Annotated in this window: 14 protein-coding genes; 9 read left to right on the forward strand and 5 right to left on the reverse strand. The window is 66.0% G+C overall.

All coding sequences use genetic code 11. From position 1 onward, the window contains the following. Positions 1-11: 11 nt before the first annotated feature. The gene (locus ABIC76_RS09835) at positions 12-1,358 is read right to left on the reverse strand and encodes an ATP-binding protein (protein WP_102064173.1); all 1,347 of its coding nucleotides are present in this window, start codon (positions 1,356-1,358) and stop codon (positions 12-14) included. Between the two features lie 145 nt (positions 1,359-1,503). Between ABIC76_RS09835 and ABIC76_RS09840 the strand changes: the two genes are divergently transcribed. Continuing rightward, on the forward strand, positions 1,504-1,998 hold the full coding sequence (locus ABIC76_RS09840) for a copper chaperone PCu(A)C (protein WP_102065108.1): 495 nt from the start codon (positions 1,504-1,506) through the stop codon (positions 1,996-1,998). A 46-nt stretch (positions 1,999-2,044) separates the two neighbouring features. After that, positions 2,045-2,266, forward strand: a complete 222-nt coding sequence (locus ABIC76_RS09845) for a hypothetical protein (RefSeq protein ID WP_092974084.1) — start codon at positions 2,045-2,047, stop codon at positions 2,264-2,266. Here the strand turns inward: ABIC76_RS09845 and ABIC76_RS09850 are convergent, their stop codons facing one another. Genes ABIC76_RS09850 through ABIC76_RS09860 form a run of 3 tightly spaced genes read right to left on the reverse strand, consistent with a single transcriptional unit; the run spans position 2,267 to position 3,336 of the window. Next, positions 2,267-2,482 carry a cysteine-rich CWC family protein gene (locus tag ABIC76_RS09850; RefSeq protein WP_102064174.1) on the reverse strand — a complete coding sequence of 72 codons (216 nt, stop codon included), beginning with the start codon at positions 2,480-2,482 and terminating at the stop codon, positions 2,267-2,269. Next, positions 2,479-2,691, reverse strand: coding sequence for a zf-HC2 domain-containing protein (locus ABIC76_RS09855; protein WP_027678660.1), 213 nt, complete (start codon positions 2,689-2,691; stop codon positions 2,479-2,481). The genes ABIC76_RS09850 and ABIC76_RS09855 overlap by 4 nt, the downstream gene beginning before the upstream one ends. Positions 2,692-2,742: 51 nt before the next feature. Continuing rightward, positions 2,743-3,336 carry a sigma-70 family RNA polymerase sigma factor gene (locus tag ABIC76_RS09860; protein ID WP_004628241.1) on the reverse strand — a complete coding sequence of 198 codons (594 nt, stop codon included), beginning with the start codon at positions 3,334-3,336 and terminating at the stop codon, positions 2,743-2,745. Between the two features lie 173 nt (positions 3,337-3,509). Here ABIC76_RS09860 and argB point away from each other — a divergent pair, with 173 nt between their 5' ends. The 3 genes from argB to slmA are packed head-to-tail and all read left to right on the forward strand — an operon-like array spanning position 3,510 to position 5,986. Next, the gene (gene argB, locus ABIC76_RS09865; protein ID WP_027678658.1) at positions 3,510-4,436 is read left to right on the forward strand and encodes an acetylglutamate kinase; all 927 of its coding nucleotides are present in this window, start codon (positions 3,510-3,512) and stop codon (positions 4,434-4,436) included. Then, complete coding sequence (locus ABIC76_RS09870) at positions 4,436-5,293, forward strand: HAD-IA family hydrolase (RefSeq protein ID WP_316888965.1); 858 nt, start codon at positions 4,436-4,438, stop codon at positions 5,291-5,293. Before argB ends, ABIC76_RS09870 begins: the two co-directional genes overlap by 1 nt. Before the next feature lie 42 nt (positions 5,294-5,335). Beyond that, positions 5,336-5,986, forward strand: coding sequence for a nucleoid occlusion factor SlmA (gene slmA / locus ABIC76_RS09875; protein WP_027678656.1), 651 nt, complete (start codon positions 5,336-5,338; stop codon positions 5,984-5,986). Positions 5,987-6,047: 61 nt separating this feature from the next. Here slmA and pdxR read toward each other — a convergent pair whose 3' ends face one another. Beyond that, positions 6,048-7,562 (reverse strand): MocR-like pyridoxine biosynthesis transcription factor PdxR, encoded by a 1,515-nt coding sequence (pdxR, locus tag ABIC76_RS09880; RefSeq protein WP_354534212.1) that lies wholly within the window; start codon positions 7,560-7,562, stop codon positions 6,048-6,050. Between the two features lie 153 nt (positions 7,563-7,715). On the opposite strand from pdxR, the gene gabT reads away from it, so the two are divergent. The 4 genes from gabT (at position 7,716) to metW (ending at position 12,629) form a co-directional block, all read left to right on the forward strand. Then, on the forward strand, positions 7,716-8,996 hold the full coding sequence (gene gabT, locus ABIC76_RS09885) for a 4-aminobutyrate--2-oxoglutarate transaminase (protein ID WP_354533827.1): 1,281 nt from the start codon (positions 7,716-7,718) through the stop codon (positions 8,994-8,996). A gap of 4 nt (positions 8,997-9,000) precedes the next feature. Further along, the gene (locus ABIC76_RS09890) at positions 9,001-10,503 is read left to right on the forward strand and encodes an NAD-dependent succinate-semialdehyde dehydrogenase (RefSeq protein ID WP_354533828.1); all 1,503 of its coding nucleotides are present in this window, start codon (positions 9,001-9,003) and stop codon (positions 10,501-10,503) included. 279 nt (positions 10,504-10,782) lie between these two features. Further along, entirely contained in the window at positions 10,783-11,997 is a 1,215-nt protein-coding gene (gene metX, locus ABIC76_RS09895) for a homoserine O-succinyltransferase MetX (protein ID WP_354533829.1), read from the forward strand. After that, complete coding sequence (gene metW / locus ABIC76_RS09900; protein WP_027678651.1) at positions 11,994-12,629, forward strand: methionine biosynthesis protein MetW; 636 nt, start codon at positions 11,994-11,996, stop codon at positions 12,627-12,629. Before metX ends, metW begins: the two co-directional genes overlap by 4 nt. The last annotated feature ends 20 nt before the right edge of the window (positions 12,630-12,649 follow it).

Below are 12,649 nucleotides of genomic sequence, written 5' to 3' on the forward strand. Positions count from 1 at the left end.
AGGCCGTCTCGTTATGTGAAGAGGGTAGGCGCGCCCATGATGGGAGCGGCCGGGTGTTCCTTCGGACCACCGATTGGCAGTCGGAGTTCGGCAATGGCACCTTGCGGCGGATTCGGACGCAGCACCACGGTACCACCCAGGCGGCGCGCCGTGGTGGAAGCCAGGTACAGTCCGATGCCGTGACCGCCGTGCCGGCTCGGCACAGGCGTGCGGCCCAGCGAGGTCCGCAGGTCTTCCGGCAAGCCCAACCCCGTATCGACAATGGACAGCACGATCTGCGGCGGCATATCGCGCAGCGTATCGGGGTTGGCGTCGATCCTGGCGGTCAGCAGCAGCGGTACCAGGTCACGCCCGGCGTGGTGCTGGCTGCGGGCGGCGTTGTCCAACAGGATGGTGAGGATCTGGCCGACGTTCACAGCATCCAATTCCACCGCCTGTGCCGCTGGCGAGGTCTCCGTGTGGAGGCGGATGTCCGGATGTCGCAACTGCCACGTCTGCGTAAAACCGGGTAGCCATTGGCCGAGCGGCTCCGGCGCGCCGTCGTTGGGTTTGCGCTGCAAGCGCGCCAGGGCGGCGCGGCACAGTTCGAGTTGCTGTTCGATGGCGCGCAGGTCTTCTCGATACGGGGCGAGGGGCGAGTCCGGCTGCTTCGCGTCGTGCTGCAGCTCGCCGGTGATGACGGCCACGGTAGACAGCGGCGTGCCCATTTCGTGCGCCACGCTCGCGCCTTGCGACATCAGCGCTTCGATACGTTGTTCGCGCAGCAGCCGTTCGCGCGCTTCGGTCAGTTGCGCATCGCTCTCGCGCAGCGCAGCGGACAGACGTGCCGTAAAGCCGGCGATCATCGCGCTGCTGGCCACGAAATCGATCCACATGCCGGCGAGGTGATACGCCATGGCATCGGCCTGGTTCGCCAGCTTCAGCGGGATGTAGTTGCCGAGCATCATGCTGTAGGCGGCCAGCGCGTAGAGCGTGAGGCCCACCACGTGTGCAATCGGCAGCATGGCCGCAGCAATCGCCAGCGCCGGCAGATAGAACGAGACGAACGGGTTGGTCGCGCCACCCGTGAAGTACAGCAGGGCGGACAGTGCGGTCAGGTCCACCAGCAGTTGGACGGTGATCTCGATATGCTGCACGGGCCGGTTGCGCCGAACGCGCCATCCGGTGAGCAGGTTGAACAGCGCATGCAGGCCCATCACGCTCAGCAGCGGCACCACCGGCAATTGCACGCCAAACACCAGCGGCGCGAGCAGCATCAGGACCAGCTGGGTGGCCAGCAGGCTCCATCGCAGCCAGAAGAGGCGGCGTAGACTGGATGCGTCCAGCAGCGGGGCGGCAAGAGACAGGGTCGAAAGCATGGTGAACAAGTGTAAACGTGCGCACCGCGCGGTTCTCCGTGCGGCGATGCGTCAATCAGCCGCACAATTGTGCACCCAACCTATCTTCCCGCAGGCGCTGTGCTTTAATGCGCAGCACGTTTGTCCCTGACAGGAGCCCTTGATGATGACGTCCCGATCGATCCGTTCTTCCGCTTGCGTGGCTGTGCTCACGGCTGGCCTGCTCGCCAGTGCCGCTGCTTTTGCACAGGTCACGGTGCAAGACGCGTGGGTGCGCGGCACGGTGCCAGGCCAGACCTCCAGCGGCGCGTTCATGACGCTGCAATCGGCGGACGGTGCCAAGGTGGTGGGCGTGTCGACGCCGGTGGCGGGCACGGCCGAGATCCACGAGATGAAGATGGAAGGCAACGTCATGCGCATGCGCGCCGTCCAGTCGCTGGAGGTGCCGAAGGGCCAGACGGTGCAGCTCAAGCCGGGCGGCTATCACGTGATGCTGATGGACCTGAAGCAGCCGCTCGCCAAGGACGCCACCGTGCCGCTCACGCTGAAGGTGGAGCTGGCCGACAAGCGCGTCGTCGAGCAGAAGGTCGAGGCGCGGGTGCGCGACCTGACCGCCGGCAACATGCCCGCCATGAACCACGGCGGCGAACACAAGCATTGATGGCTTGCGGCGAGTGACGCTTCAAGCCACGCAAGGAAGCATTCCTATGGCTAACAAGACACTGGGCACTCGCCAGAAACTGACGTTCCGCATCGAACCTTCAACGAAGGCCGGCACTGCGCGCCCGCGCAACTTTCTCGTGCCGCTGGCCCGTGGCCGCAAGGCCGGGGCCCACACCGAAGGCGGCCACGCGGAGCGCCAGCGCGGCCGGGCCGACGTCCGACGCGCACTGCGCACGCTGGACGACGACAGCAAAGACAAAGACTGATCAGTTGGCTTCAGACGCCGCCCGCGCCTGCGCAATCGCTTCGCGCAGACAACGCTGGCAGCGGCAGCCCTGTCCCGGGCGCCGTGCGCTGGCCGGCAATGTCTCTTCGGACATGCACCAGCATGTCGCGTCGGGCCCCGTGCCGTCGCCGATGGCGCCGCAGCGCAAGTCCGCGCCGCACATCGCGCAGACGGTGTTGGCAGCCGGCGCAGTCACGCGGGGTTGCTCCCGTCGTCGTCTTGCCCGAGCTTGTGCATCGCCTGGCGCAAAAACCCCATCTGATGCGAGAACCGCGTGCACGCATCGCAGGCGAACAGATGCACGCGCAGGCGCAGCCGCTCGCCTGTGGACAGGTCGCGGTCCATCTTCGACACCAGCATGCGGTGGGCTTCTTTGCAGGTGGGCAGTCCCCAACGGTTCGGCATGGTTGTTCTCTGTGATGCAGCGTGTGCGGCTTCGGTGCGCTGACGGGCGATTCAGGCGGCGGCCGGCTGATTGCCGAACCAGTGCAGGTCAAGGCACTCGCGCAGGCGCATGCGGGCGCGATAAAGCAGTGCCCAGGCATTGGTCGCCGTGATCTGCAATTCCTGACAGATTTCGTCGGTTTCCAGTTCCAGCCACTCGCGCATCATGAAGACGCGGCCCACCCGCGGCGGCAGCCGATCAACGCACATTTGCAGCACGTCGAAGAATTCGCGCCGTGACAGCGCGGCATCCGGGTCGCCCCAGTCGGATGGCGGGCTAGTGTAGTGGCCGTCGGCGGCAAAGAGGCTGTCGAAGACGGCTTCGTCGGAACGCATGCCGGCCTCGTCGGATTCACCGCCCGCAAGCAGCGAGACGCGCACTTCGCGCCGCCCCGAGCGGATCGCGTCGATGATCTTGTGTTTGAGGATACCGATGACGTAGGTCTTGAGCGAGGCGTTGCCGGCAAAGCGCTCCGGGTGCTCAAGCACCGCCAGGATGGTGTCGGCCACGGTGTCTTCAGCCAGCGCCGTATCGCGCAATTGCAGTTGCGCAAAACGCAGCAGGTGAGGGCGCAGCGCGTCGAGTTGGTCGGGTGCGATGGCCATGTTTCCCCAGGGTGTTCTTTCGTGGCAACGGTATGGCGGGCACATAAGGTGCGCCGGCAGACCGTAGCGCCTTTTCTTGTAAAATCCCGCTGCCGAAAATGGGCTGCTTCGTTTTTTGTGTTGCAGGCGACATTCGGCGTTCCATCATACCTGCCCAACCGGATGTCACCGTCATGACCGCTTCTGCTGCCCCCGACCCTGCTGGCCTCGCCCCCGAACTCGCGCATATCGCGCCGGCGTTGAAGGCTGAAATTCTCGCGCAGGCCCTGCCTTACATTCGCAAGTTCCACGGCAAGACCATCGTCATCAAGTACGGTGGCAACGCCATGACGGAGGAAAAGCTCAAGCATGGCTTCGCGCGCGACGTGATCCTGCTCAAGCTGGTCGGCATGAACCCGGTGGTGGTGCACGGCGGCGGCCCGCAGATTGACGAAGCCCTGAAGAAGGTCGGCAAGCAAGGCACCTTCATCCAGGGCATGCGCGTGACCGACGAAGAGACCATGGAAGTGGTCGAGTGGGTGCTGGGCGGCGAAGTCCAGCAGGACATCGTCATGCTGATCAACCAGTACGGCGGCCAGGCGGTCGGCCTGACCGGCAAGGACGGCGGCCTGATTCGCGCCAAGAAGCTGAAGATGCCGGACCGCGAGAAGCCGGGCGAGTTTCTCGACATCGGTTTCGTGGGCGACATCGAGACGATCAACCCGGCCGTGGTCAAGGCGCTGCAGGACGACGCGTTCATTCCGGTCATTTCGCCCATCGGCTTCTCTGACGAAGGCCAGGCCTACAACATCAACGCCGACGTCGTGGCCGGCAAGATGGCCGAGATCCTGAAGGCCGAGAAGCTGGTCATGATGACCAACATTCCGGGCGTGATGGACAAGCAGGGCAACCTGCTGACCGACCTGTCGGCCCGCGAGATCGACGAGCTGTTTGCCGACGGCACGATCTCGGGCGGCATGCTGCCGAAGATTTCGTCGGCGCTGGATGCGGCCAAGAGCGGCGTGAACTCCGTGCACATCGTCGATGGCCGCATCGAGCATTCGCTGCTGCTGGAAATCCTGACCGAACAGGCGTTCGGCACGATGATCCGCTCGCACTGATGCGAACCACCCGGGCGGTGCGGGTGCGCCATGCTGCGCGCACCTTCCCGCGCGAGGTGCCGGCGGGCTCCGTGCCCGCCCGGCAGCCGGTCTGGCTGTTCGACCTCGACAACACCCTCCACCACGCCTCCCACGCGATCTTTCCGCAGATCAACCGGCTGATGACGGCGTATGTGGCGCGCGTGCTCGGCACGGATGACGCCACGGCCAGCCAGGTCCGCGTGGACTATTGGCGCCGCTATGGCGCCACGATTCTCGGCATGGTCCGCCATCACGGCGTCGACCCCGATGATTTCCTCGCAGAGGCCCACCGCTTTGAAGACCTGCGCGCCATGGTGCGCGCCGAACGCGGCCTCGCCCAACTGCTGCGCGCCCTGCCCGGGCGCAAGATCCTGCTGACCAACGCACCGGTTGCCTACGCGCGCGAGGTGCTGCGGCTCATTGGCCTGAAACGCGCATTCCTGCGCGAAATTGCCGTCGAGCACATGTGGGTGCACCGGCGCCTGCGCCCGAAGCCCGATCCGCTGATGCTGCGCCGGTTGCTCGCGCGCGAACGTATTGCGCCATCGCGCGCCATCCTCGTCGAAGACACGCTTTCTCACCTCAAACGCTATCGGCGATTGGGCATCGGCACGGTGTGGGTGACGGGCTATCTGCGGCGCGTGCCGCCCGGCGTGCAGCCCACTTCCGCTGCCGACGCATTGCATCCAATGCAAGCCTCTGCCATGGGCGCACGTGCAAATTCACCACATCAGCCGGCCGCCACACCGATTTTGTTCGCCAACCGGCCCGGCTATGTGAGCGTGAAAGTAAAATCGGTGCTTCAACTAAAACGAAGGCTTGTTCGACGCGGCTAGGCAGTCACTCCGCGCTCAGAACGGGAGAGGGGCCAGGAAGTCATGAGCAACGCGCAAACGGAGTTTCCGACCGCCGAGCCGGTCGCGGACGTCGCCATAGAAGCACCGCCGGTACGCAAACGACCCCGCCCGGGCGAGCGCCGCGTGCAGATTCTGCAGACGCTCGCCGGCATGCTGGAGCATCCGCGTGGTGAAAAAATCACAACCGCAGGTTTGGCGGCACGGCTGGATGTCTCCGAAGCGGCGCTCTACCGCCACTTCGCCAGCAAGGCGCAGATGTTCGAAGGGCTGATCGAATTCATCGAGCAGACCGTCTTTGGCCTCATCAATCAGATCACGCTGCGTGAAGAACACGGCCTGCGGCAGGCGCATGCCATCGCGCACATGCTGCTGTCGTTTGCTGACAAGAATCCGGGCATGACGCGCGTGCTGGTGGGCGATGCGCTGGTCGGCGAAGACGAGCGCCTGCCCGAGCGCATGGCGCAGTGCCTGGATCGCATCGAGGCCTCGCTCAAGCAGAGCCTGCGCATGGCGGTCACGCAGGGCGCCTGGCCTGCGGATACCGACATCGCTTCGCGCGCCAACCTGCTCGTGTGTGCAGTGCTCGGGCGCTGGCATCGGTATGCGAAGAGCGGTTTCCGGAAGTCTCCGGTCGAAGGTGCCGATGCGCAGTTGCGCGTGCTGTTGGCCTGAGCCGGCATCATCTAAAAGAAAGCCCCGCAATGCGGGGCTTTTTTATTGCGCGCGTCGTGGGTCAGCCGACGGCGCGTATCGCCTCCGCCAACGTATGAAACCGCGCCGCAATCTGCTCGGTTTCCACATGGCCGTAGCCCAGCAGCAGCCCAGGCAGGCGGCGCGCATCGTCCTGGTAATACCGTGAGAGCGGCCGCGTGACGACGTCGTTGGCAAGCGCCAGATCGGCAACGGCCACATCGTTGGTGCCGGCCGGCAAGCCCAGCACGAGATGCAGGCCGGACGCGCCGTCATGCACGGGCAGCGCGTCGCCAAATTCGCGGCTGATGGAAGCCAGCAGCGTTTCACGCCGTTCCGCGTACACACCGCGCATGCGCCGGATGTGCGAGACGAAATGGCCTTCCGCAATGAAGTCCGCCAGCACCGCCTGCGTGAGAATCTGGCCACCGCGGAACATCTCCGACAGGCCTGTCGCAAAGGCATCGGCCAGCGCCGGCGGCACGACCAGATAGCCGATCCGCAAGCTGGGGAACAGCACCTTCGAGAACGTGCCCATGTACAGCACGCGCCCGCCTTCATCCAGCCCTTGCAGTGACGGCAGCGGGCGGCTGCCGTAGCGGAATTCGCTGTCGTAGTCGTCTTCGACGATCCACGCATCGGTGGCGTGTGCGGTGGCGAGCAGCGCGCGGCGTCGCGCCAGGCTCATCACCGAGCCGAGCGGGTATTGGTGCGACGGCGAAACCACCATGAGTTTGGGCGGCTTGCTGCGCTGGCGACCGCGCGTGGGGATGTCGAAGCGCATGCCTTCGTCATCCACCGGCAGTGGCACCGTGCGCACGCCCGCAGCGGTGAGTACGCTGCGCACGCCCCAGTAGCCGGGGTCTTCGATCCACGCGCTGTCGCCGGCGTCGCACAGCAGTTGCGCGATGAGCTGGAGTGACGGATGGATGCCCGCGGTAATGATGATCTGCTCGGGCTCGCAGCGCACCCCGCGCGCGGTGCGCAGGTAGTCGGCCAGCGCGGTGCGCAGCGGCAGGTAGCCCGCGCCCACCGGATACGTCAGCAGCGCGGGCGACGGCTTGCGCAGCAGCCGGTTGTGCAGCCGTGACCAGATGCGCGCCGGAAACATCCGCACCTCCGGCACGCCCGGCATGAAGGCGCCCCATTGGCGCGAGCTGGCGCCTGCATCGCGCACCAGCGCACGGCCGCGCGTCGAAAGCATCGGCGCAGACGGCGTGGCTGCCTCGGCGATCGGCGCGGCCGCTGCTGTGGCGACGGCGGCAGCCTGTGCAGGCGCCGCGTCCAACCGGTCCGGCGCGGTATCGGCGACGAAAGTGCCGCTGCCCACGCCCGCCGAGACATAGCCTTCCACGCCGAGTTGTTCATAGACGTGGATGACCGTGTTGCGCGCGATGCCCAGCTCGGTCGCCAACTGCCGCGACGACGGCAGGCGGGTGCCCGGCTGCAGTTCGTCGCGCAGGATGCCCTCTTGCAGCACGCGGTACAGACGGCGGTGGTCGGGTTCGCCACCCGGCCCGGCACGGTCGAAGCGGCGCTGGAGGTAGTCGACCAGCATGCTGGCGCGGTGCGTGGGGGAGTGGTCGGCCATGGCGCGTGATGGAGCCAAAGTGGCTCCAAAAGAAAAACCTGATTGGGTCTTATTGTACAGAGCCAATGGCGCCACACTGGCTCGCATCCGATCTTTCTTGACCCAACGCACACGACCGCCATGAACGCCCGAGATCCGCAACAGAACGCCCAATGGAATGCCCGCCGCCTCGCCGCTACGCCGCGCGGTGTCGGTGTGATGACCGACCGCTACGCCGAGCGCGCCGAGAATGCCCTGTTCTGGGACGTCGAAGGCCGCCGCTACATCGACTTCGCGGCCGGCATTGCCGTGGTCAACACGGGCCATCGCCACCCGCGCCTGGTGCAGGCCGTGCGCGAGCAACTGGATCACTTCACGCATACCGCTTTCCAGATCGTGCCGTACGGCTCGTACGTCGAGCTGGCCGAGCGCCTGAACACGATCACGCCCGGCACGCACGCCAAGAAGACCGCGTTCTTCACCACCGGCGCCGAGGCTGTCGAAAACGCCATCAAGATCGCGCGGGCGCACACGGGCCGCCCGGGGGTGATCGCGCTCACGGGCGCGTTCCACGGCCGTACGTTCATGGGCATGTCGCTGACGGGTAAGGTGGTGCCGTACAAGACGGGCTTCGGGCCGTTTCCGGGCAGCATCTACCACGTGCCGGCGCCCATCGCGCTGCATGGCGTAAGCACGCAGGATGCGCTGGACGCTATCCAGCGTCTGTTCAAGGCGGATATCGATCCGCGCCAGGTGGCGGCCATCATTTTCGAGCCGGTGCAGGGCGAGGGCGGCTTCTACCAGATGCCCGCCGACTTTGTGCGCGCCATCCGCGCGCTGTGCGACGAGCACGGCATCGTGATGATCGCCGACGAAGTGCAAACCGGCTTTGCCCGCACCGGCAAGCTGTTTGCCATGGAGCACACCGGCGTGCTGCCGGACATCACGACGATGGCCAAGGGCCTGGCCGGCGGCCTGCCGCTGTCCGCCGTCACGGGCCGTGCTGAGATCATGGACGCACCGGCGCCGGGCGGGCTCGGCGGCACCTACGCAGGCAACCCGCTGGCGGTGGCCTCCGCACATGCCGTGCTCGACATCATTGCCGACGAGAAACTCTGCGAGCGCTCCGCCGCGCTGGGCGCACGTCTGGTCGATGCACTGAACGCTGCCAAGGCCAAGCAGCCGCGCATTGCAGAAGTGCGCGGCGTGGGCGCGATGGTTGCTGTCGAATTCAACACGCCGGACGGCAAGCCCGACGCCGATTTCACCAAGCTCGTGCAGCAACGGGCGCTCGAAGCCGGCCTGCTTCTGCTGTCGTGCGGCGTGTACGGCAACGTGATCCGCTTCCTGTTCCCGCTCACGATTGAAGACGCGGTATTCGAAGAGGGCCTTGCCATCCTGCAACGCGCACTGGAGGGCTGACACCATGACCCGCACCGATTTGCCGAGCGCGCCGGTTACGCCGCCGATCGCACTGAAAGACCCCGGCCTGTGGCGCACGCAGGCGTTCCTCGCAGGCACCTGGGCCGATGCCGATGACGGCGCCACGCGCGACGTGACCGATCCGGCCACGGGCCGTAAGGTCGGCACCGTGCCCGGCATGGGCGCCGCCGAAACGCGCCGCGCCATCGATGCCGCCCAGGTTGCACAACGCGCCTGGCGCAAGGTGAGCGCACGCGATCGCGCCAGGATCCTGCGCAAGCTGGCCGATCTGATGATGGAGCACCAGCAGGACCTTGCGGCCATCCTCACGGCCGAGCAAGGCAAGCCGCTGCCCGAAGCCGCCGGTGAAATCGCCTACGCCGCGTCGTTCATCGAATGGTTTGCGGAAGAGGCGCGCCGCATTTACGGCGATACGATTCCTTCGCCGCAGGGCGATCGCCGCATCGTCGTGCAGAAGGAGCCGATCGGCGTGAGCGCGGCCATCACGCCGTGGAATTTCCCCATCGCGATGATGACGCGCAAGGTCGGCCCGGCGCTGGCGGCCGGCTGCTCGATGGTGGTCAAGCCGGCGCTGGAAACGCCCTACTCGGCCCTGGCGTTTGCCGAGTTGGCGGCGCGCGCCGGCGTGCCGGCGGGTTTGCTGTCGATCGTCACGGGCGATTCGCAGGCGATTGGCGGTGAACTGACCTCCAACCCCGTCGTGCGCAAGCTCAGCTTCACGGGCTCGACGGCCGTGGGTCGTCTGCTGATGCGCCAGTGCGCGGACGACATCAAGAAGCTCTCGCTCGAGTTGGGCGGCAACGCGCCGTTCATCGTGTTCGACGATGCCGACGTCGATGCGGCCGTGGAAGGCGCGATGATCGCCAAGTACCGCAACGCGGGTCAGACCTGCGTGTGCGCGAACCGCTTCTACGTGCAGCGCGGCATCTACGACACCTTCGCTGCCAAGCTGGCTGACGCGGTGCGCGCGCTGCGCGTGGGCAACGGCACGGAGCCCGGCGTGCAGCAGGGCCCGCTGATCCACATGCGCGCGATGGAGAAAGTGCAACAGCATCTGGACGACGCCGTACGCCAGGGTGCCCGCGTGCTGGTGGGGGGCAAGCCGCATGCGCTGTCCGCACAGGGCGGCGCGTTTTTTGAGCCGACCGTCGTCGTCGATGCAAAGGCCGACATGCTCGTGGCGCATGAAGAAACGTTCGGCCCCCTGGCGGCGCTCATTCCTTTCGATACGGAAGACGAAGCCGTGGCGGCCGCGAACGACACCGAGTTCGGTCTCGCCGCGTATTTCTACACGCGCGATCTGGGCCGCGCCTGGCGTGTTTCGGATGCGCTGGAGTCCGGCATGGTTGGCGTCAATACCGGCCTGATCTCGACAGCGGAGGCGCCGTTTGGCGGCGTCAAGCAATCGGGGCTGGGCCGCGAAGGCTCGAAATACGGCATCGACGAGTACCTGGAGATCAAGTACATCAACATGGCCGGCCTCTGACCAACGTAGGGCCGGGGATCGGGCGCATCACGCTGCGGTGATGCGTCCGCCGCCGCTTGCTCTATAATCACCTTCCTCTGGCGCGCCGATTTGACGACTGGCTTGCGGGCGCGCGGGAGTCCAGGCATGCACACATGTGGCTCTGGGCTCTCATTACAAATGCGGCTAAAGAGGTTCGGTCAGAGCGGGGGTGGTGAAAGCAAGCGCCCCACGTGCGCCACATGAGAACCCGATTGGTTGCGTGAACAGCGTTGCCGGTCGGGTTTTTTCTTTGGTGCCATGACAGACATCCAGGCTGACCCCGCGGTCACCGCAGCCGATGCGGCGCAGGCCGATACCGCCTCTTCAAAGGCACAGCACGGCAAACCGGCCAACGCCATCGGCCTGGTCGTGCCCGAGCGCATGCACTTTGCCGAGCCGCTGCAACTGCGCAACGGCTCGCAAATCAGCGGCTACGACCTGATGGTCGAAACCTACGGCACGCTCAACGCAGACCGTTCCAACGCCGTGCTCATTTGCCACGCGCTCAACGCTTCGCACCACGTGGCGGGCGTGCACGCCGAGGGCGAAGTCGGCTGGTGGGACAACATGGTCGGCCCGGGCAAGCCGGTCGACACCAACCGCTTCTTCGTCATCGGGGTGAACAACCTGGGTTCGTGCTTCGGCTCGACCGGCCCCATGAGCCCGCATCCGGAAACCGGCCTGCCTTATGGCGCGCGCTTCCCCGTGGTGACGGTGGAAGACTGGGTGAACGCGCAGGCGCGCGTGGCCGACCGTTTCGGCATCCAGCAATTCGCGGCGGTGATGGGCGGCAGCCTCGGCGGCATGCAGGCGCTGGCCTGGAGCCTGATGTATCCGGACCGGCTGCGGCACTGCGTGGTGGTGGCCTCTACGCCCAAGCTGTCGGCGCAGAACATCGCCTTCAACGAGGTGGCGCGCAGCGCGATTCTGTCCGACCCCGATTTCCACGGCGGCGATTACTACGCGCACAACGTCAAGCCCAAGCGCGGCCTGCGCGTGGCCCGGATGATCGGCCACATCACGTATCTGTCGGACGAAGACATGGCCGCGAAATTCGGCCGCGAGCTGAAGGCGGAAGACATCCGTTTCTCGTTCGACGTCGAGTTCCAGGTCGAGAGCTACCTGCGCTACCAGGGCGACAAGTTTGCCGAGTACTTCGATGCGAACACGTATCTGCTCATCACGCGCGCCCTCGATTACTTCGACCCCGCGCTGGCTTACGGCGGCGATCTGACCAAGGCCGTCGCGCACACCAAGGCGAGCTACCTCGTCGTCAGCTTCATGACCGACTGGCGATTCGCCCCTTCGCGCAGCCGCGAGCTGGTCAAGGCGCTGCTCGACAACAAGCACCGTGTCACTTACGGCGAGATCGACGCGCCCCACGGCCACGACGCTTTCCTTCTGGAAGACGCGCGCTACCACGCGCTGGTCCGCGCCTACTACGAACGCATCGCCCAGGAGATCGGCGCATGACAACGCAAACGCTGAACACCGCGGCACCTTCCGCGGTACCGAACATCCTGGCCGACCGCGCGGACTTCCGAGCCATCGCCCGCTGGATCGAGCCGCGCTCCACCGTGCTCGACCTCGGTTGTGCGGACGGCAGCCTGCTGAGCGTGCTGCAGGACGAGCTGGATGTGCTGGCTTACGGCATCGAGATTGACGATGCGGGCGTGCTGGCCTCCACGCAAAAAGGCGTGCACGTGATCCAGCAGAATCTTGAAGGCGGGCTGGCGCTGTTCGAAGACAAGAGCTTCGACACCGTCATCCTGTCGCAGACGCTGCAGACCATCCACAACACGGCGCAGGTGCTGCGCGAGATGCTGCGCGTGGGTCGCGAGTGCATTGTGTCGTTCCCGAACTTCGGTTACTGGCCGCACCGGCTGTCGATCTTCCGCGGGCGCATGCCGGTGTCGGAATCGCTGCCGTACGAGTGGTACGACACGCCCAACGTGCGCGTGCTGACCATCCGCGACTTTGAAGCGCTGGCGCCCAAGGTGGGGCTGGTGATTCTCGACCGCGTTGTCCTCCACGAAGGCAACGTGGTCCGTTGGGGCGCCAACTGGCGCGGCAGCGTGGCGGTGTACCGGGTGCGCGCCGGCTGATTGCCTCGGCATCGATGGGC

It is taken from the genome of Ralstonia sp. 1138, assembly GCF_040544795.1.
Taxonomy (GTDB): Bacteria; Pseudomonadota; Gammaproteobacteria; order Burkholderiales; family Burkholderiaceae; genus Ralstonia; species Ralstonia flatus.